General features: G+C 70.8%; 17 protein-coding genes. 12 read left to right on the forward strand and 5 right to left on the reverse strand.

Annotated elements, in window-relative coordinates; genetic code table 11:
- Positions 1 to 174: 174 nt before the first annotated feature.
- Positions 175 to 585 carry a VOC family protein gene (locus G5C66_RS24335; RefSeq protein WP_165114066.1) on the reverse strand — a complete coding sequence of 137 codons (411 nt, stop codon included), beginning with the start codon at positions 583 to 585 and terminating at the stop codon, positions 175 to 177.
- Between the two features lie 85 nt (positions 586 to 670).
- Between G5C66_RS24335 and G5C66_RS24340 the strand changes: the two genes are divergently transcribed.
- From G5C66_RS24340 to G5C66_RS24350, 3 genes are read left to right on the forward strand one after another with little or no spacing between them, the layout of a single operon-like run.
- Entirely contained in the window at positions 671 to 1,651 is a 981-nt protein-coding gene (locus tag G5C66_RS24340; protein ID WP_165114069.1) for a WYL domain-containing protein, read from the forward strand.
- A gap of 55 nt (positions 1,652 to 1,706) precedes the next feature.
- Complete coding sequence (locus G5C66_RS24345; RefSeq protein ID WP_165114071.1) at positions 1,707 to 2,183, forward strand: pyridoxamine 5'-phosphate oxidase family protein; 477 nt, start codon at positions 1,707 to 1,709, stop codon at positions 2,181 to 2,183.
- A 31-nt stretch (positions 2,184 to 2,214) separates the two neighbouring features.
- On the forward strand, positions 2,215 to 2,661 hold the full coding sequence (locus G5C66_RS24350) for an NUDIX domain-containing protein (protein ID WP_165114074.1): 447 nt from the start codon (positions 2,215 to 2,217) through the stop codon (positions 2,659 to 2,661).
- Here G5C66_RS24350 and G5C66_RS24355 read toward each other — a convergent pair.
- Positions 2,646 to 3,170, reverse strand: coding sequence for a cupin domain-containing protein (locus G5C66_RS24355; protein WP_241248824.1), 525 nt, complete (start codon positions 3,168 to 3,170; stop codon positions 2,646 to 2,648). The genes G5C66_RS24350 and G5C66_RS24355 overlap by 16 nt on opposite strands.
- Before the next feature lie 56 nt (positions 3,171 to 3,226).
- On the opposite strand from G5C66_RS24355, the gene G5C66_RS24360 reads away from it, so the two are divergent.
- From G5C66_RS24360 to G5C66_RS24370, 3 genes are all read left to right on the forward strand, one after another.
- Positions 3,227 to 4,135, forward strand: a complete 909-nt coding sequence (locus tag G5C66_RS24360; protein ID WP_165114077.1) for an aminoglycoside phosphotransferase family protein — start codon at positions 3,227 to 3,229, stop codon at positions 4,133 to 4,135.
- Positions 4,136 to 4,242: 107 nt separating this feature from the next.
- Positions 4,243 to 5,790 (forward strand): family 10 glycosylhydrolase, encoded by a 1,548-nt coding sequence (locus G5C66_RS24365; RefSeq protein ID WP_165114079.1) that lies wholly within the window; start codon positions 4,243 to 4,245, stop codon positions 5,788 to 5,790.
- Between the two features lie 59 nt (positions 5,791 to 5,849).
- Positions 5,850 to 6,494, forward strand: coding sequence for an MOSC domain-containing protein (locus G5C66_RS24370; RefSeq protein WP_165114082.1), 645 nt, complete (start codon positions 5,850 to 5,852; stop codon positions 6,492 to 6,494).
- Positions 6,495 to 6,497: 3 nt separating this feature from the next.
- Here G5C66_RS24370 and G5C66_RS24375 read toward each other — a convergent pair whose 3' ends face one another.
- Positions 6,498 to 7,313, reverse strand: a complete 816-nt coding sequence (locus G5C66_RS24375) for a hypothetical protein (RefSeq protein ID WP_165114084.1) — start codon at positions 7,311 to 7,313, stop codon at positions 6,498 to 6,500.
- Entirely contained in the window at positions 7,310 to 7,789 is a 480-nt protein-coding gene (locus G5C66_RS24380) for a sigma-70 family RNA polymerase sigma factor (protein WP_165114087.1), read from the reverse strand. The genes G5C66_RS24375 and G5C66_RS24380 overlap by 4 nt, the downstream gene beginning before the upstream one ends.
- Before the next feature lie 87 nt (positions 7,790 to 7,876).
- On the opposite strand from G5C66_RS24380, the gene G5C66_RS24385 reads away from it, so the two are divergent.
- From G5C66_RS24385 to G5C66_RS24405, 5 genes are all read left to right on the forward strand, one after another.
- Positions 7,877 to 9,121, forward strand: coding sequence for an MFS transporter (locus tag G5C66_RS24385; RefSeq protein WP_165114090.1), 1,245 nt, complete (start codon positions 7,877 to 7,879; stop codon positions 9,119 to 9,121).
- Positions 9,118 to 10,881, forward strand: coding sequence for a serine hydrolase domain-containing protein (locus G5C66_RS24390; protein WP_165114093.1), 1,764 nt, complete (start codon positions 9,118 to 9,120; stop codon positions 10,879 to 10,881). Before G5C66_RS24385 ends, G5C66_RS24390 begins: the two co-directional genes overlap by 4 nt.
- A gap of 159 nt (positions 10,882 to 11,040) precedes the next feature.
- The gene (locus G5C66_RS24395) at positions 11,041 to 11,730 is read left to right on the forward strand and encodes a hypothetical protein (protein WP_338144305.1); all 690 of its coding nucleotides are present in this window, start codon (positions 11,041 to 11,043) and stop codon (positions 11,728 to 11,730) included.
- The gene (locus G5C66_RS24400; RefSeq protein WP_165114095.1) at positions 11,727 to 13,253 is read left to right on the forward strand and encodes a DNA polymerase Y family protein; all 1,527 of its coding nucleotides are present in this window, start codon (positions 11,727 to 11,729) and stop codon (positions 13,251 to 13,253) included. The genes G5C66_RS24395 and G5C66_RS24400 overlap by 4 nt, the downstream gene beginning before the upstream one ends.
- A gap of 14 nt (positions 13,254 to 13,267) precedes the next feature.
- A complete protein-coding gene (locus G5C66_RS24405; protein ID WP_165114098.1) occupies positions 13,268 to 16,684 on the forward strand; it encodes an error-prone DNA polymerase in 3,417 nt (1,138 codons plus the stop codon).
- Between the two features lie 121 nt (positions 16,685 to 16,805).
- Here the strand turns inward: G5C66_RS24405 and G5C66_RS27000 are convergent, their stop codons facing one another.
- Positions 16,806 to 17,513, reverse strand: a complete 708-nt coding sequence (locus tag G5C66_RS27000) for a GNAT family N-acetyltransferase (RefSeq protein WP_165114101.1) — start codon at positions 17,511 to 17,513, stop codon at positions 16,806 to 16,808.
- A 69-nt stretch (positions 17,514 to 17,582) separates the two neighbouring features.
- On the opposite strand from G5C66_RS27000, the gene hemW reads away from it, so the two are divergent.
- Positions 17,583 to 18,794: a radical SAM family heme chaperone HemW gene (hemW, locus tag G5C66_RS24415; protein WP_165114104.1), complete on the forward strand. Its 1,212-nt coding sequence runs from the start codon at positions 17,583 to 17,585 to the stop codon at positions 18,792 to 18,794.
- The last annotated feature ends 100 nt before the right edge of the window (positions 18,795 to 18,894 follow it).

Here is an 18,894-nt window from a genome sequence, read left to right on the forward strand (position 1 = left end):
ACGGCTCCATCGTCACCATCACACCTACCCGCCACGTCTACACGAGCCCGCCACCGGAACCCTGGCGACCGGACCCACCACCCCTATCGCGGGCAGAGTTCGCGCTGCGCGACGTACTCCTCGACCATCGCCTCGCAGCCTGACGGGTCAGCCAGCCCAAGCGCACGCCCAGGCTCAGTGCGCCAGCATGTCCAGGTAGTGAGGGCTGTGCATCAGCCCGATCAGATTGCCGAACGGGTCGGCGACCGTGGCGATCTCCCAGCCGGGCTCGCCGAGCGGGCGGGGCGCTGAGAGACCGGTGGCGCCGTGGTTGAGCAGGTGGTCGTACGTCTCCTGGATGTCGTCGACGTGCCAGTGCATGATCGCGCCGGCCCGGCTGGCGGGGGAGTGGCCCTCGGGGGCGTAGCGGCGGTCGAGGAGGCCGAGCTCGTCCTGGCTGTCGCCGAGGCGGAACTCGACGTAAGCGGGCTCCTCGGCGGTGGGACGTACGAAGTAGGGCTCGATGCCGAGAAGGTCCTGATACCAGGTGGTGGCCGCCTTCACGTCGTCGACGAGGTAGTTGATGGTGGTGAATCCGCGGAACATGGTGCTCATCCTTTCGTGGTGGTGAGATCCATGATTCCGCTCAAAGTGTTCACGTTATGAGCACTTTATGTGGAATTGTTCTGACGTGAGAGCCGAGCGGATGATCGCGACGCTCCTGCTGCTGCAGGCGCGCGGCCGTGTGACCGCAGCCGAGCTGGCCACCGAGCTGGAGGTCTCGGTCGCGACGGCGCGGCGTGACCTCGAAGCGCTGTCGGCCGCCGGTGTGCCGGTCTATCCGCAGGCAGGTAGAAACGGTGGCTGGTCCCTGGTCGGAGGGGCGCGCACCGACCTGAGCGGACTGACCGGTCCTGAGTCACAGGCGCTGTTCACGCTGATCGGGCCGGGCGCCGGTGCATCGCCCGAGGCCCGGCAGGCGGTGCGCAAGCTCCTCCGTGCGCTGCCGAGCCCGTTCCGGGCAGACGCGGTCGCGGCCGCGGAGGCGGTACGTCTCGATGCCGGCGCGTGGGGCGAGCAGCGCCGCTCGCGACCCGAGGTAGTGGACGTCGTGCAGCAGGCGGTGATCGACCGGCGCCAGGTGCGTCTGGACTACTCCAGCCGCACCGGCCACGTCAGCAATGTCGTGCTCAGTCCGCTGGGCCTGGTGGCCAAGGACGACCTCTGGTACCTCCTGGCCACCCGTGACGGCGCTCCGGACGTACGCACCTACCGCATGGACCGGGTCGCCTCGGTCGAGGTGACGACGGAGGAGGCGGAGCGGCCCGAGGACTTCGACCTGGCTCGTGAGTGGCAGCGGGTCGTGGCGTACGTCGAAGGACGCCGCGCTCGGGTCCGGGCCACCGTGCTGGTGCGGCGTCGTCATCTGTGGGTGCTGCGGGACCATTTCGGCACCTATCTCGACGTGGTCGGCGACGCGTCCCCTGTCGCCGGGGAGGAGCGGATCGAGGTGACCGTCGCCGCTCACACCGCCCGGTCCCTCGCCGAGCAGCTGGCCGGATGGGGAGCGATGATCGAGGTCGTCGGCCCTGAGGACGTGCGCCAGGAGCTGGCCCGGATCGGGGCCGAGCTGGCGGCTGCGTACGGCCGACGGTCGAGCAATTTCGGCTAAGCGGGTCGTCGGTGGTGGATGGTCTACTTGGAGGGAGATCATCTGAGGAGGGTGAATGCGCACAGAACAGGTTCGGTTCCCGAAGGAGTACGGCACGCCGAGCGAGCTGCTGGCGTGGGAGGACGTACGTCAGCAGCTGATCGAGGCGAAGCAGTTCTGGTTCGCGTTCGAGAGGCCCGGGCGGAGCCCGCACGTGACGCCGCTGGACGGGATCTGGTTCGAGGAGAAGCTGGTCTACGGGGGCAGCCCGGAGACGCTGCACCGGCGGCTGGCCGCGGCGCACCCGAAGGTGACGGTGAACCTGCCGGACCCGTGGAAGCTGGTGGTCATCGAGGGGGAGGTGCGGGAGACCAGCTTCGCCCCGGAGGCCGCCGAGGAGATCGCCGGGCTGCTGAACGCGAAGTATCCCGAGTACGGCGAGAACGTCTTCAAGGCGGAGCACTACACCGACGCGGCACCGGCCGTGCATCCGCGCCGGATCCGGGCCTGGACGTCGTTCCCCAAGGACGCGACCGCGTTCGTCTTCGACTGAACCGCCGGCTGCCCGTTGTAGTCTCCCGGGGATGCATTTCACCGAGTACGACACCCGGGTGGCCGCGTACGCCGTCATCGTCGACACAGGGCGGATCCTGCTGAGCTGGTTCAACGGCAACCACCGCACCGAGCCGGGCTGGACGCTCCCGGGCGGCGGTGTCGACTACGGCGAGCAGATGCCCGACGCGGTCGCGCGCGAGGTGAAGGAGGAGACCGGCTACGACGTCGAGGTCGGGGCTCCGCTGACGACCAACGTGTACGTCGTGCCGTTCGAGCCGGGGCGCCGGCCCTACCAGTCCACCCGGGTGATCTTCGAGGCGAGGATCATCGGGGGTGAGCTGGGCACGCTGGAGGTCGACGGAACCACCGACTTCGCCGCATGGGTCCCGCTCGAGGAGGCGGCCGAGGTGCCTGATTCGGCCGCCGACATCGTCCGTCTCGGGATCGACGCCTGGAGGGCTCAGTCCACCCAGTAGTTGTCGTGGAGCTTGTAGAACTCGGCCAGGTCGTCCGGGCCGAGCTCGGTGCCCTCGGCGAGCTCGCGCAGCCCCTCGAAGTAGCCCTCCCGCGGCGCGCCCGGGGTGAAGTGGAGCAGCATCGAGGCGGGCTCGTCGGTCACGTTGCGGAACCCGTGCAGGCCGCCGACCGGCACGTGCACGAAGTCGCCGGCGCTCGCCGGGATCCACTCCTCGCCGTTGTAGATCCGCACCGTCCCGGTCAGCACGTAGAACGACTCGGCCACCGCCCGGTGGAAGTGTGGGCCAGGGCCGGTCTCGTTGGGACCGAAGTGCCAGCGGTAGAGCCCGTAGTCGCCCGCGGTGGTCGCGCCGGTGGCGAGATAGTCGACCTTGACGCCGTTGGGATAGCTCAGATCGGGCGCGGCCTTGTCGGGACGGTAGAGCGCCGAGACCTCACCGGCCTCGCCGTCGTAGCGCTCGGGCGGGTAGGGAACACCCTTGGTCCCCATCGACTCTGGAAGTGACATGGGCCCAAACCTGCCCGATCCGCCACGGGTTGGGAAGCGGATTTAGGGTTGCCGCCGTGACGCTCGTCCCGGACTCCTTCCTGGCCCTGGCGGCCAACGTGCCGTCGTGGGCGGCGTGGCTCGACGACCTCCCGGGCCTGCTGCGCGACCTGGTCGAGGAGTGGTCGCTGACCGTCGACGGCCCCTCCACCCACGGCAACTGTGCCGTCGTGGTCCCGGTGCGCACCGCCGAGGGCGAAGTCGCCGTGCTGAAGGTCGTCTGGCCGCACTGGGAGGCCGAGCACGAGGCGCTGGCGCTGCAGGTGTGGGGCGGTCGGGGTGCCGTACGTCTGCTGCGGGCCGACCCGAAGCGGTTCGCGCTCCTGCTCGAACGGCTGCGCCCTGCGGACCTCTCGGAGATGTGGGACGTGCAGGCGTGCGAGATCGTGGGCGGGTTCTACCGACGGCTGCACGTCCCGGCTCCGCCGCAGCTGCGTACGTTGTCGGCGCAGGCCGCACGGTGGGCCGCCGAGCTGGGGGAGAAGGAGCGGCGGCTCCCGGTCCCGCCGCGGATGGTCGAGCAGGCCCGGGCGATCGCCCGCGACTTCGCCCGTGACGAGTCCACCGACGGCAGGCTGATCCACACGGATCTTCATTTCGCCAACGTTCTCCAGGGTGACCGTGAGGAGTGGCTGGTCATCGACCCGAAACCCCTCTCCGGCGACCCGCACTACGAGCTCGCGCCGATGCTCTGGAACCGCTTCGACGAGTACGCAGGGCGGATCCGGGACGGTGTCCGCGACCGGTTCTTCGCCTTGGTCGACGCCGCCGAGCTCGACGAGGACCGCGCCCGGGCCTGGGCGATCCTGCGCCTGGTCGTCAACGTGAAGGGCGAGCTCGAGGAGAACCAGGCGCCCGACAAGGCTGGACCTGACAAAGAGTGGATCACCGCGATGATCTCGGTCGCCAAGGCCGTTCAGGACTGAGGACCGACTCAGCCACCGGGTTGCCGGAATCACCTCCGCCGATCGCTCCCAGCCCCTACGCTCGATCAGCCGGCAACGGCGCCGGCCGCGGGACGACGGAGGTCGTGATGAGACGTTTCCTGTTCGCAGTGGTGAGTGTCGTGGCGCTGTTCGCGACGATGACGGCCCCCGCGTCACCTGCGGCGGCCGCGGAGAGCGACCCGCCCGAGCAGTGGCGGAGCCTGTGGGTCGACGGTTTCAACCGAGGCATCTACACCCCCGCGCAGGTCGACGACCTGGTCCAGGTCGCCCAGGACATGCACGTCAACGCGCTGATCGTGCAGACCGCCCGGCGGTGGGACTGCTTCTGCAACAACGCGCTCTACCCGCGTACGGATGCGGCCATCGACCCCGCCCCCTACGACCCGCTCCAGGAGATCATCACCGAGGCGCACGCGGCCGGGATCGAGGTGCACGCCTGGGTCAACGTCAACACGATGTGGAACTCCGCGACCGCACCGCGCTCGCCCGAGCACGCGTTCAACCAGCACGGGCCGACCGCGACCGGGGAAGCCAGGTGGCTGAACAAGAAGTACGACGGCACCGAACGCGTCGGCGCGAACTCCTACGCCGACCCGGGCCACCCCGGCGTCGTCGACTACATCGTCGCGGGCGTGCAGTCGATCGTGCAGAACTACGACGTCGACGGGATCAACCTCGACTACGTCCGTTACCCCGACGGCTCCTCCACGACCACCCACAGCGACTGGGGCTACAACGACGTCTCGGTCGCTCGCTTCCAGGCGGCCACGGGGCGTACGGACGTTCCGGTCCCGTCGGACGCGCAGTGGAGCCAGTGGCGACGTGACCAGGTCACCGGCCTGGTCCGCAAGATCTACCTCGGGCTCTGGTCGGTGGGCCCGAGCGTACGGCTCTCGATGGACGCGATCACCTACGGCAACGGACCCCAGGCGGTCGGCGGCTGGACCAAGACCCGCACGTACGCCGAGGTCCTACAGGACTGGAAGGGCTGGCTGGCCGAGGGGATCATGGACACCGCGGTGACCATGAACTACAAGCGCGACTGGCAGCCGGCGCAGGCGACGATGTACGACGAGTGGTCGGAGTTCCTCGCCGACAACCAGGCCGAGCGGCAGGCGGTCAACGGACCGGCGCTCTACCTGAACTCCGTGGCCGACTCGGTGGCGCAGGCCTGGCAGGCGGTCGCGCCGAGCGCCGCGGGCAACCTGGCCGCTGGGTGGAGCGGGTACGCCTACGCCAACCCGACCCGTGAGGCCCTCGCCGACCCGTCGACCCGGCCCACCGAGCTGGCTGCGCTGACGGCGGCGCTCGCCGGGCCGGGTGGGCCGTTCGAGGCGCCGGCGGCGGTGCCCGACATGCCCTGGAAGTCGGCGCCGACCGACGGGCACGTGGCCGGCGTCGTCCGCCTCGCCGACGGCACGGCGCTCGATCAGGCGGCCGTGACGCTGCGACCGCTCGACCACGCGGGACCGTCAGTGTCCACCGCGACCGACGGCTCGGGCTGGTTCGGCGTCGTGCACGTGCCGCCCGGGCTCTACCAGGTCCGCGTCGACGTGCCCGAGGACTCCGACCAGCGTCCCGTCGATGTCGTACGTGTCCAGGCTGGAGGGATCGCGACAGCCTCGTTCTCCTGAGCCGGCAGCCGGCGGATAACCGTTCGACGGTCTCCGGGCCGGGCCGCGACACTAGGCGCATGCCAGTCGTGCGAAGCGTCAACGTCGGTCGGTCCAAGCCCGCTGAGTGGGCGGAGGTGGGCGCTACCTCGATGGAGAAGCTGTCGGTCGTGGAGCCGGTGACGGTCGGTGCCGAGGGGATCGTCACCGACACCCAGACCGACCGGCGCCACCACGGCGGCCAGGAGCAGGCGGTCTACGCCTTCGCCCGCGAGGACCTCGATCTGTGGGGCTCGCGGCTGGGCGTGACGCTTCGCGACGGACAGTTCGCCGAGAACCTCACCACCGAGGGGATCGACATCAACGCCGCTCTGGTGGGCGAGCAGTGGCGGATCGGGACGGTGCTGCTGCAGGTCTGCAGCGTGCGTACGCCGTGCAACGACTTCAAGAACTGGATGGGTGTCTCCGGCTACGACAACGCCCAGTGGGTCAAGAGGTTCACGGCTGAGGGGCGTCCGGGTCCCTACCTCCGGGTCCTCGAGGAGGGGCAGCTCCAGGCCGGCGACGAGATCGTCGTCGTCGACCGCCCCGACCACGACGTCACCGTCTCGACCCTCTTCAAGGCCCTCACCACCGACCGCAGCCTGCTCCCGAGCCTCCTCGGCATCGAGGGGCTCGGGGACAAGCCGCGGGCGGTGGCGGAGAAGTACGTCGCCGCCGGCTGAGTCTCAGTCCTTGCTCAGCGGCACCTGGACCGGATCACCGTCGGTGTCATAGGCGTGCCAGGCGTACGCCCTGCTGTCGCCCCGGTGCAGTTCCTCGTCGGTCACCTCGCCAGGCCCCAACCAGGTGACAGCCGCGTCATCGACGATCACCGCGGGGAAGGTCTTCTCACCCAGAGTGACCTCCACGGAGGCGACCTCGTCGGGCACCCGCAGGACCATGGTGGTGCCGGTGTCCAGGCCCCAGCTGACGGTCTCCGGCCACTTGTCGGCGGCATGCTCGGACATGGCGAAGGTCCGCCCGCTGGCCTCGGTTGCCTCGAACCGGTGCCCCACCGGCATGCCTCCGGGTGTCGAGCACGTCACCAGGTGACCGTTGCCGATGAAGAGCGCCTCGATGCCGGTCTCACGGCGTTCGGCGACGGTGGGGTGGGTGCCGGCTGGGATCTCGCCGGTCGCCGTGCTGGTGCGGCTGAGCGGCTCGGTCGCATAGGCGCTGGTCAGGCACGAGTCACTCAGTTGGTCGAGCTCGTCCGCACTCAGGTTGGTCGGCCCTCCCGACCAGTCGACGGTGGCCGTTGGGGCGATCCGCCCAGGAGCCGGGGGTGCGGTCGCGATCGGCGGTGAGGACTCTCCGACGACCTCCGGAACGACGACGTACGCAGCGGCTGCAAGGGCCGCGACACCGACTGCGCCCACGATGGCGGTGGAGGTGCGACGGCGGTGCCGCATGTGGTCGCCGCGGGCGAGAATCGCGTCGGCGGGGCGATCGAGCGTGGGGCCGTCCAGGGTGTGGAGGGCGTCTTCGAGGTCGGTGTTCACGAGGGATTCCCTTCGAACGTGAGCTCTGCTCGCAAGGTGGCGAGCGCGTGGTGCAGGAGCGCCTTGGCCGTGCCGGGCGCGATGCCGAGTGCCCGGGCGGTCGTGGCGGTGTCGAGGTCGAGCAGATAGCGGTGCACGACGACCTCGCGTTGGCGCGGAGGCAGGCGGCGTACGGCCTCGATCAGGACCGAGGAGGTATCCAGGTCGTGGGTAGCGGCGGGGCGCTCCGGTGGTTCGGTGACCACTTCGCGGCGGCGTCGTCGCCACCAGGAGATGTCGGCGTTGATCGCCGTGCGGACGACCCACGCGCGGGGCGAGTCGGCGCTGCGTACGCTCGGCCACCTGGACCACGCCCGGGCGAACGCCTCGGCCACGGCTTCCTCGGCGCGGTCGGGAGCTATGCCGTAGGCGATCGCGGCCCGTAGGCAGCGGTCCTTGTTGCCGGCGTAGAACTTGGTGAACTCGTCTCTGGTCACACCATCTGGACGCCCTGGACGGGCGGATGGTTTAGGCCGCACGAAAAACGATTACCAGGAACCGGGGATGTGCGGAAGAGTGCCCGCGTGAGCATCCGGGAGAGCCTCTTCGTCCTGAAAGACCGCGACTTCGGGTGGTTCTTCGCCTCGCGGTTCGTGAACATGACCGGCTCGTCGATGTCGCACGTGGCGCTCGCGTTCGCCGTGTTGGAGGTGACCGACTCGGCCTCCGCGCTGGGCTACGTCATCGCCGCGCACACCATCCCGATGATCGTGTTCCTGCTGGTCGGCGGCGTGATCGCCGACCGGTTCCCGCGGCGGCTGGTGCTGCAGGTGAGCAACGTCGCCTCGGCCGCGACCCAGGCGGCGGTGGCGGCGCTGATCATCACCGGGCAGGCCGAGATCTGGCACCTCGTCGTCCTGGAGGCGATCAACGGCACCACGATGGCGATGGCCTTCCCGGCCATGCAGGGGATGGTGCCGCAGCTGGTGGCGAAGAAGGACCTGCAGCCCGCCAACCTGCTGCTCTCGATGTCGCGCGGCACCCTGACGATCCTGGGCCCGTCGGTCGCCGCGGCGCTCGTGGTGGGCGTCGGAGCCGGCTGGGCGCTGGCGGTCGATGCGCTGACCTGGCTGCTCGCCGCGATCTTCCTGCTCCCGGTGCGGATCCCACCGCGTCCGGCGGACGCAGTTAAGACCTCCGCACTGGAGGACCTGCGGGCAGGGTGGAGCTACTTCCGCCGCACCACCTGGCTGTGGGTCGTGGTGGTCGCCTTCATGGTGCTCAACGCGATCCAGTCGGGCGGGCTGAACGTGCTGGGACCTGCGTACGCGAAGTCCACCTCGCTGGGCGTCGAGGGCTGGGGCCTGGGCAACTCGGCGCTCGCGGCCGGGATGCTGGTCATGACGATCGTGCTGATGCGGGCCACGATCCGGCGTCCGCTGCGGGCAGGGATGTTCGGGATCATGATGTTCTCGCTGCCCTTCTTCGCGCTCGGGCTCTGGCCCGAGACGGTGCCGCTCGTCATCGCGATGGCCGTCGCCGGCGCCGGGATCGAGGTCTTCAGCCTCGGCTGGAGCCTCGCGATGCAGGAGAACGTCCCGGAGGAGATGCTCTCGCGCGCCTACTCCTACGACGCGCTCGGCTCGTTCCTCGCGATGCCCGTCGGACAGCTGCTCTACGGACCCTTGGCGGCCTGGTTCGGGGAGCGACCGGTCTTCCTGGTCAGCGGCGTGCTCTACGCCGCGGTCTGCCTTGCCGCGCTGGCGGTGCCCTCTGTGGCTAGGCTGCAACGCGTCGAGCAACCTGCCACCGAAGGAACGCCCGCATGAGCCTCAACACCGCCGTCGTCGACGAACTCTTCCAGCAGCGCTTCGAGGAGAACCTGACCCCGGGCCTGGTCTATGGAGTCGTACGCGGCTCCGAGCTGCTCCACTCCGGTGCGTTCGGTGCGACGACGGAGGGTGGTCCGGCGCCGACCGCGGAGAGCGTCTTCCGGATCGCGTCGATGTCGAAGTCGTTCACGGCGGCTGCGGTGCTGCTGCTGCGCGACCGTGGGCTGGTGGACCTCGACGAGGCGATCGCGCAGTACGTGCCCGAGCTCGTCGACCAGGCTCCCTACTCCGCCGACTCGCCGGCGGTGACGCTGCGGCTGCTGCTCTCGATGTCGGCCGGGCTGCCGACCGACGACCCGTGGGGCGACCGGCAGGAGTCGCTGTCCTACGCCGCCTTCGGGACGTTCCTCGACGGGGGCTTCTCGACCGGGCAGGAGCCGGGGGTCGGGTTCGAGTACTCCAACCTCGGCTACGCGCTGCTCGGCCGCGCGATCGAGAACGTCGTGGGCGGTTCGTCTCCTGAGGGAGCCAATCGGGACTTCGTCGAGCACGAGCTGCTGGCGCCGCTGGGGATGACCTCCTCGGCCTACTCGCCGTCCGCGGTGCCGAATCTGGTCCCTGGCCATGTTCCGCCCCTGCACCCGGCCTGGGCCGGCGACCGGCTCGAGGGTCCGCCGGCGTGGGCTCCGGCCGTGCCGGTGCCGTCGGGGTCGTTCGCGGCGATGGGTGGTCTGCACTCCTCGGTCGCCGACCTGGCGCGCTGGGTCGGCGGGTTCCTGGGCGCCTTCTCGTCCGGGGCCGACGGTCATCCGTTGTCGAAGGCTTCCCGGCGCGAGATGCAGCAGCTGCACCGGTTCGGCTCGGTGTCGGCCTCGCTCGGGTTCGAGGGCGCCGAGGCCGGGGTCGGTGCGGTCGCCGCCGGCTACGGCTACGGCCTCATGGTCGACCACGACAGCCGGCTCGGGCAGATCGTCCACCACTCCGGCGGCTACCCCGGCTACGGCTCGCGAATGGTCTGGCACCCCGCGACCGGTCTCGGCGTGATCACGCTGTCCAACAGCACCTACGCCGGCGCCTACCCGACCGCGATGACCGCGTTGCGCTCGCTGGTCTCCGAGCAGCTCGCCGGGGGAGGACCGCACCGGTTCTCGACGGCGGTCAAGGGCCTGCGGCCGCGGCTCGACTCGGCGCTGGAGGCCGCGGTCGAGCGGCTGCGTACCTTCGATCCTTCGGGTGCTGAGGTGTTCGCGCTGCCCTCGCTGTTCGCCGACAACGTCGAGCTCGACGCCCCCGACGCCGGCCGGCGCGTACAGATCACCCAGGCGCGCGCCAAGGTCGGGCTGCCGCTGGGCGGTGCTCCCTACGGCTACTTCTCCCGCGCCATGGGCGTCGCGCTGGCCGTGGTGCCGGCCGAGCGGGGCCGCTACGACATCGAGGTCATGCTCTCGCCGGAGGCCGAGCCGCGTATCCAGACCCTGCGCATCAACGCCGTCCCGGACGCTCACCAGAGTGTCGTCGCCGCCGCCCGTGCCGCCCTCGAGGAGGACTGCCCGGTCATCGCCGCGATGCGCGCCTTCGGCGTACCCGAGCTGATCACCACCCCGCTCTCCGGTGACGGCTCGGGCAAGGCCGACTTCCTCGTCGTCGCCGGTGCCACCTACTGGAAGGTCGCGGTCGACAAGAAGACCACCGTCACCGCCCTCCCCACCTCCGATCACCCCCGCCTCACCTACCTCGCCTCCGCTCTCCGCGGCTGACTTCCCGCCGAAGCGTCACCCGCGTCGGCCGAAGCGTCACTTCCGTCGGCCCAGTGGGCAGCGGTATGCCCGTTCGGCCGACGCGAGTGCCGTCTCGGCCTGCGCAAGTGACGTCTCGGCGATCTTGCCCCGTTCGAACAAATGTTCGATACTCATTGAGTGGGAGTGGTAGCGGGGATCGAACGACACCAGAAGCTGGCTCAGATCGAGCAGCTTCGGTCCAAGGTGCGGCGGCTGGAGCAGAAGCCGGGCCTGGGGGCCGAGCTGGCCACCCACGAGGCGCTCGGTGGGGTGGTGCAGCTGCGGGCAGGTGGGACGTACGCGGCCGACTCGCTGTCGCTGGCGATGCTGCTGCTCGCGGGACCCTCGAGCGCGGGGGAGTGGACCGCGGTCGTCGGGGTCGAGGACTTCGGTGTCGAGGCGGCGGCCGAGGCCGGGGTCGACCTGGAGCGGACCATCCTGGTGCCGCGACCCAAGGACTCCTGGCTGGAGGCGACCGCGGCGCTGGTCGACGTGGTCACCCTGGTGCTGGTCCGGCCGACCGGCCGGGTGGCTCCGGGCGTCGCCGAGAAGATCGGTGCCCGGCTGCGCACCCGCGGCGCCGCGCTGGTCGCGCTGGGGGAGTGGCCGAGAGCAGACGTACGTCTCCGGGCGACCGAGCCGCGCTGGGTCGGGCTGGGCAACGGCGACGGCCATCTCCGGGCGAGGAGGATGGTGGTCGAGGCGGTGCGCGGGACGGCTCCGCCGCGGCGTACGGCGCTCTGGTTCCCCGCCGAGGACGGCACTCTCGGACGCGTCCTGGAGCCCGTCACGGACATTGCCGACCTGCGGAAACAGGAGTCGGCATGAGTCGCACGCTGGTGGTCTGGTGCGCCGACTGGCCGGTCGCCGCGGCGCTGGGGGAGCAGGGGCTGCCGCGGCACCTGCCGGCGGCGGTCTTCGCGCAGAACCGGGTCCAGGCCTGCAACCAGGCGGCGCGGGAGTTCGGGACCAAGCGCGGGATGCGGCGCCGGGACGCGCAGGCGCGCTGCCCTGAGGTGCAGGTGCTCGCCGCCGACGACGCCCGCGACGCGCGAGTGTTCGAGGAGGTGCTGGTGCGCCTGGAGGAGCTGCGTCCCGGCGTCATGCCGCTGCGCCCCGGGCTGGTCGCGCTGCGCTCGCCGGCCCGCTTCTACGGCGGCGAGGCCGAGGCCGGCGCGGCGATCGCCGAGTGTGTGGTCGGGCTCGGGATCTGGGACGTACGGATCGGCATCGCCGACGAGCTCTTCACCGCCGAGCAGGCCGCGCGCAGCGCCGGGCTGCAGGAGACGTACGCGGTCCCGGCGGACGGCGGATCCGCAGCGTTCCTGCGCGCCCTGCCGGTCCATGTCCTCGACGACGCCAACGCGGTCAGCCTGCTGCAGCGGCTCGGCCTGACCACGCTCGGCGGTCTTGCCGACCTGCCCGGCGTCGACGTCAAGGCGCGGTTCGGCGCGCAGGCCGCCTGGGTCCGCCGGGTGATCCACGGTGAGGGGGCGCGGCCGGTGACCGGGCGTACGCCACCGCCCGAGCTCGCCACCGAGGTCGCCTTCGAGCCGCCGCTCGACTCCGCCGAGGCGGTCTGCTTCTCGGCCCGCCAGGCGGCGGAGGGGTTCGTGAAGGGCCTGGCGACGCGGCAGGAGGTCTGCACCGAGGTGCGGATCGAGGTCGAGATGGACGACGTCGCGGACTCCTGCCGCACCTGGGCGCATCCGCGCTGGTTCTCCGCTGTCGATCTCATCGACCGGCTGCACTGGCAGCTGGCCGGCGCGGTCACGAGCGGGCGCGGAGGAGCGGTGACCCGGGTTCGCTTCGTCCCCGAGGTCGCCGTCCCCGAGGCGGTCCATGCCGACGGCCTCTGGGGTGGCACGGACGAGCGCGTCGACCGTGGCATCGCCCGGGTGCAGGGCCTGCTCGGCCACGAGGCCGTCGTCGCGCCGGTGCTCCAGGGCGGCCGGAGCCCACGCGACCGGCAGGCGTACGTCCCCTGGGGCGACCGCCCCAGTACCCTCCGAGACCGCGCGCTGCCCTGGCCGGGAAGCATTCCGCCGCCGGCGCCCGCCCGGGTGCTGGCCGACCCGTGGCCGGCGGAGGTCTGCGACCAGGCCGGGCGGCCGGTCGTGGTGCTTCCGCGAGGCGGTGTCTCCGGCGATCCCGTCCGCTACCGCCCCTCGGCGGGCCAGCCCTGGCAGCGGGTCGCCTCCTGGGCCGGCCCGTGGCCGGTCACCGAGGCGTGGTGGGAGCCCGGCGGCGGGCGGCGGGTCGCCCGCTTCCAGCTCGTCGGGGTCGACGGCCGCGCGTGGCTGGCCACCTTCGACACCGATCACTGGCTCACCGAAGCCAGCTATGACTGACGGGGCTGTGGCTGATGGGCTGGAACAACCCCGAGATCCCCTGGAAGGAGCTGGAGCGGCGGCTCTCGGGCCGCCCGCCGAGCGACCCCTACGGTGATGCGCCGATCTCCCGGCGCAAGAAGCGGCTGCCCGAGGAGGAGGTGCGTGGGCCGGAGGGCCCGGTGGTGCCGTACGCCGAGCTGCACGCCCACTCCGACTTCTCCTTCCTCGACGGAGCGAGCTCGCCGTCGGCGCTGGTCAGCGAGGCGATCCGGCAGGGGCTGCACGGGATCGCGATCACCGACCACGACGGGTTCTACGGGGCGCCGGCGTTCGCGGAGGCGGCGCAGAAACTGAGCGGGCCGGAGCGTCTGCTGACCATCTACGGCGCCGAGCTTTCCCTAGGCCTGACCAAGCCGCAGAACGGGGTCGCCGACCCCGAGGGCAGCCATCTCCTGGTGCTCGCCCGAGGCGTCGAGGGCTACCGGCAGCTGGCCGGAGCGATCACCGAGGCGCAGCTGCGCGGCGACGAGAAGGGCCGGCCGACCTACGACCTCGACGAGCTGGCCGACCGGGCTCGCGCCGGCCACTGGCTGATCCTGACCGGGTGCCGCAAGGGCGCCGTACGTCAGGCGCTCACCGGCACCGGCCCGATCGCCGCCGCCCGGGCGCTGCGCGAGCTCACCGACAGGTTCGGTCACGACAACGTCGTCGTCGAGCTGACCGACCGCGGCCACCCGACCGACTCCTACGACAACGACCTGCTCGCCGGCATCGCCCGCGAGGCCGGGCTGCCCACGGTCGCCACCAACAACGTCCACTACGCCACGCCCGACCGGCACCGGGTGGCCGACGCGCTCGCGGCGGTCCGCGCCCGCCGCACCCTGAACGACATCGCCGGCTGGCTCCCGGCGGGCCCGGTGGCGTACGTCCGGTCGGGGGAGGAGATGGAGCAGCTCTTTCGGCGCTACCCGGGCGCGGTGGCACGCAGCGTCGAGATCGCCGAGGAGTGCGCCTTCGACCTGCGCAAGGCCACCCCGAAGCTGCCCAAGCGCGGCATCCCCGAGGGCGAGACCGCCGCGACCTGGCTCCGCCGCCTGACCGAGATCGGCTTCGAGCAGCGCTACGAGATGGCGTACGCCCACGACCCGGAGCACATCGAGAAGGCCCGCGAGCGCGTGGAGCACGAGCTCGACGTCATCGAGCGCAAGGACTTCCCGGGCTACTTCGTGATCGTGCATGACATCGTCAAATATGCCCGTGACCAGGGGATTCTTTGTCAGGGCAGGGGGAGTGCGGCGGCGAGTGCGGTCTGCTACGCGCTCGGGATCACCGCGATCGACCCGGTCTTCTACAACCTTCCCTTCGAGCGGTTCATCTCCGAGCATCGTGAGGAGGAGCCCGACATCGACGTCGACTTCGACTCCGACAAGCGCGAGAAGGTGATCCAGTGGGTCTACAAGGAGTACGGTCGGCGTAATGCCGCACAGGTCGCGAACATCGTCGGCTACCGCCCGAAGATGGCGGTCCGGGACGCGGCCAAGGCGCTGGGCCACTCGCCGGGACAGCAGGACGCCTGGTCCAAGCACGTCGGCTACTCGCGTGTCGAGGCGCCCGACGACGTCGGCATCCCCGCGCCTGTCCTGGCACTGGCCGCCGAGATCCACGGCACTCCGCGCCATCTCGGCATCCACTCCGGCGGCATGGTCCTCACCGAGGAGCCGATCGGCGAGGTCGTGCCGATCGAACGGGCGCGGATGGACGACCGCACCGTGATCCAGTGGGACAAGGACGCCGCCGAATACATGGGCCTGGTGAAGTTCGACCTGCTCGGGCTCGGGATGCTGGCGGCGCTCGACCACATGATGCATCTGGTCGCGGATCATCTCGACGAGTGCTGGAGCCTGGCGACCATCCCCAAGGAGGAGCCGGCGGTCTACGACATGCTCTGCCGGGCCGACTCGATCGGCGTCTTCCAGGTCGAGTCGCGGGCACAGATCGGGACGCTGCCGCGGCTGCAGCCGCGCTGCTTCTACGACCTGGCCATCGAGATCGCGCTCATCCGACCGGGGCCTGTGCAGGGCGGGGCGGTCCATCCCTACGTACGCCGGGCCACCGGGCGTGAGGAGGTCGGCTATGCCCATCCGCTGCTGGAGCCGGTGCTGGAGCGCACCCTCGGGGTGCCGCTGTTCCAGGAGCAGCTCATGGAGATGGGCCGTGTCCTGGGCGACTTCGACCACGACGACGCCGACCTGCTGCGCCGGGCGATGGGCTCGAAACGTGGTCTCGAGCGCATCGACTCCCTCAAGGAGCAGCTCTATGCGGGCATGCGGGCCAAGGGCATGACCGAGAAGACGGCCGAGGCGGTCTACACCCAGATCCTCTCGTTCGCGAACTTCGGCTTCGCCGAGTCCCACGCGCTCAGCTTCGCCAAGCTCGTCTACGCCTCGTCGTGGTTCAAGCTCCACTACCCGGCCGCGTTCCTGGCCGGCCTGCTCCGGGCTCAGCCGATGGGCTTCTACTCACCGCAGTCGCTGACCCAGGACGCCCGCCGCCATGGGGTGGAGGTACGCCGCCCCGACCTCGTCCTCTCCGGTGCCGCCGCCGATCTGGAGCCGCTCGACACCGAGGTGTCGCCGACCGGGAAGGACGAGTGCCGGCTGGACGGGGAGAAGACCGAGTGGGTGCCCGGCACCCCCGACCCCACCCCGGAGCACCGCCGTGACGGCAACTTCGCGGTGCGGCTGGGCCTGGACTCCGTACGCGGCATCGGCAAGGACGTCGCCGAGCGGATCGTGAAGGCCCGGACCGAGGCGCCGTTCAAGGACTCCCTGGATCTCTCTCGCCGTGCCGGTCTGGAACGGGCCCAGCTCGAGGCACTGGCCACCGCGGGATGTTTGCAGGTGTTCACATCGAGTCGCCGCCAGGCGCTCTGGCAGGCGGGCTGGACCGAGACCGAGGACCAGATCGAAGGGGTCCGGTTCATCGCGGAGACGCCCGAGCTGCCCGACCTCGACCCCGTCGAGGAGACCCTCGCCGACCTCTGGGCGACCGGCGTGACCCCCGGCAGCCACCCCTTCGCCCATCTCCGACCCGGGCTGGCCGCGGCCGGACTCCCGAAGATCGGTGACCTCCCCACCTACCCCGCCGGGCGGCGCCTCACCGTCGCCGGCCTGGTCACCCACCGTCAGCGTCCCGGCACCGCGGGCGGCGTCACCTTCATCAACCTCGAGGACGAGACCGGCATGCTCAACGTCGTCTGCTCCGCCGGTCTGTGGAAGAAGCACCGCAAGATCGCGGTCTCCACCTCCGTCATGCTCATCCGCGGCATCCTTGAGCGCAACGACGGCGTGACCAACTTGGTCGCCGACCGCCTCGCCCCGCTCGAGGAGATCCACCCCGAGGCCGCCCGGGCCATCCAGTCCCGCCACCGCTCCCGCGACTTCCGCTGATGTCGCTCCGCCGAATCTGCAGAACTGGCGGCCCGAGACTGCAGAAATGGGCGACGAAAGTAGAGATTCGTCGCCCACAACTACACACTCGCCGCGCCAGAACTACAGATTCGGCAAGGAGTCAGGCGGGCGCGCGGAACAGCTCGAAGGTCGTACGCCGCCGCTCCTCGAACCCGAGGCCGAGGTAGACCGAGATGGCGCCGGTGTTGGCGGCCGAGGCGTGCATCAGCGCGCGGGAGCCGCGGGCGTGGATGTCGGCGGTGACCGCGCGGACGAGGCGGCCGGCGAGGCCGCGGCCGCGGGCCTCGGGCGCGGTGCAGACGGCGCTGATCTCGATCCATCCGCCCGGGTGCATCCGCTGGCCGGCCATCGCGACGAGCCGGCCCTCGTGGCGCAGCCCGAGATACGTACCCATCGTGTAGGTCGACTTCTCGAACGGACCGGGCTCGGTGCGGGCGACGAGGTCGAGCATCTCCGGCACGTCGGTGGCCCCGAGCACGACCGCCTCCGGGTCTGGCACTGCGGCGACCCGGGACGTCTCGACGAGCTGTACCCCTTCGCCGCCGCCGACCATCTCCCAGCCGTCCCCGCAGATCCCGTAAGCCCCGGTGATCAGCGCGGTGCCCCCGGGGCCGACCGCCGCGGCCAGGTCACGCCACGCCTGAGCCGAGCGTGGGTCGGAGACGCCGGCGAAGGGCGAGATGTCGGGGCGGTAGCGACGCGCGAGTCCCGACCCCTCGGCGAGCGAGGCGTGCGCGCCGGTCAGCGAGTACCAGACCGGGTTGTCGAGGACGTCGCCGAGGAGATGATCTGACGGGGAGACGGACACGCCGGAATTTTCCCACCCCCGGTGCAGGCGCGGTTAACCCTTTTCGACAGGTGGATCGATAATGGAGGGGTGCCTTCTGCTCTGCCTCCCGGCGACCCTGCCCCCGCCGACGGGTCGCTGCCGGCCGAATCGCTGAGCACGCTGGGGGAGAAGGGCCTGGGCTTCTACGTCCACGTCCCGTTCTGCACGGTCCGGTGCGGCTACTGCGACTTCAACACCTACACCGCGATCGAGCTCGGCGAGGGTGTCAGCCGACAGACGTACGCCGACCAGGCGATCGAGGAGGTCAGGCTGGCGCGCCGCATGCTCGGCGAGCGTGACAAGCAGGTCGACACGGTCTTCTTCGGCGGCGGGACGCCGACCCTCCTCCCGGCGCAGGACCTCACCGGCATCCTCGGTTCCATCAAGGACGAGTTCGGCCTCGCCGACGACGTCGAGGTGACGACCGAGGCCAACCCCGACTCCGTCGACCTCGACTACCTGCGCAGGCTGCGCGAGGGCGGCTTCACCCGGCTCAGCTTCGGCATGCAGTCCGCGGTGCCGCACGTGCTGCACACCCTCGACCGCACCCACGACCCCGAGCGGGTCCCGCTGGTGGTCGAATGGGCCCGCGAGGCAGGCTTCGAGCAGGTCTCCCTCGACCTCATCTACGGCACCCCGGGCGAGTCGATCGACGACTGGCGCACCAGCCTCGACACCGCGCTGGCGAGCAACCCCGACCACATCTCGGCCTACTCCCTCATCGTCGAGGACGGCACCGCCCTGGCGCGCCGCGTCCGACGCGGCGAGCTCGAGATGCCCGACGAGGACGACCTGGCCGACAAGTACGAGCTGGCCGACGCGACCCTGCAGAAGCACGGTCTGACCTGGTACGAGGTCTCCAACTGGGCCACCGACGAGAGCCAGCGCTGCCGCCACAACATGCTCTACTGGCAGGGCGGCGACTGGTGGGGTGTCGGCCCGGGCGCCCACAGCCACGTCGGCGGCACCCGCTGGTGGAACGTCAAGCACCCCGCGGCGTACGCAGACCGCATCGGCAGCGACCAGAGTCCTGCCCACGCCCGCGAGGTCCTCGCCGAGAAGGACCGGCGGGTCGAGCGTGTCCTGCTGGAGCTCCGCCTGGCCGACGGGCTCTCGGCCGGGGCGCTCGACGACGAGGGCCGGGCCGCGCTGCCGGAGCAGGTGCGCCGCGGTCTGGTGACCGTCGAGGGCGACACGATCGTCCTCACCGACACCGGCAGGCTCCTCGCTGACGCGGTGGTCCGAGACCTGCTCCCCTGAGCATTCCCCGAGAAGCCCTGAGTCCGGGACCTTGGTCCTGACCGAAGGATCAGGGGTGATCCTGATTGGTAAAGAGCACCCGACAAGGGAGAGTGGAGCC

It is taken from the genome of Nocardioides turkmenicus (genome assembly GCF_011045035.1).
Taxonomy (GTDB): domain Bacteria; phylum Actinomycetota; class Actinomycetes; order Propionibacteriales; family Nocardioidaceae; genus Nocardioides; species Nocardioides turkmenicus.

Coding starts and splice junctions, on each gene's coding strand:
- G5C66_RS24335 (WP_165114066.1), bottom strand. CDS start 585: ATGTTCCGCGGATTCACCACCATCAACTACCTCGTCGACGACGTGAAG.
- G5C66_RS24345 (WP_165114071.1), top strand. CDS start 1,707: ATGCGCACAGAACAGGTTCGGTTCCCGAAGGAGTACGGCACGCCGAGC.
- G5C66_RS24350 (WP_165114074.1), top strand. CDS start 2,215: ATGCATTTCACCGAGTACGACACCCGGGTGGCCGCGTACGCCGTCATC.
- G5C66_RS24355 (WP_241248824.1), bottom strand. CDS start 3,170: ATGTCACTTCCAGAGTCGATGGGGACCAAGGGTGTTCCCTACCCGCCC.
- G5C66_RS24365 (WP_165114079.1), top strand. CDS start 4,243: ATGAGACGTTTCCTGTTCGCAGTGGTGAGTGTCGTGGCGCTGTTCGCG.
- G5C66_RS24370 (WP_165114082.1), top strand. CDS start 5,850: ATGCCAGTCGTGCGAAGCGTCAACGTCGGTCGGTCCAAGCCCGCTGAG.
- G5C66_RS24390 (WP_165114093.1), top strand. CDS start 9,118: ATGAGCCTCAACACCGCCGTCGTCGACGAACTCTTCCAGCAGCGCTTC.
- G5C66_RS24400 (WP_165114095.1), top strand. CDS start 11,727: ATGAGTCGCACGCTGGTGGTCTGGTGCGCCGACTGGCCGGTCGCCGCG.
- G5C66_RS24405 (WP_165114098.1), top strand. CDS start 13,268: ATGGGCTGGAACAACCCCGAGATCCCCTGGAAGGAGCTGGAGCGGCGG.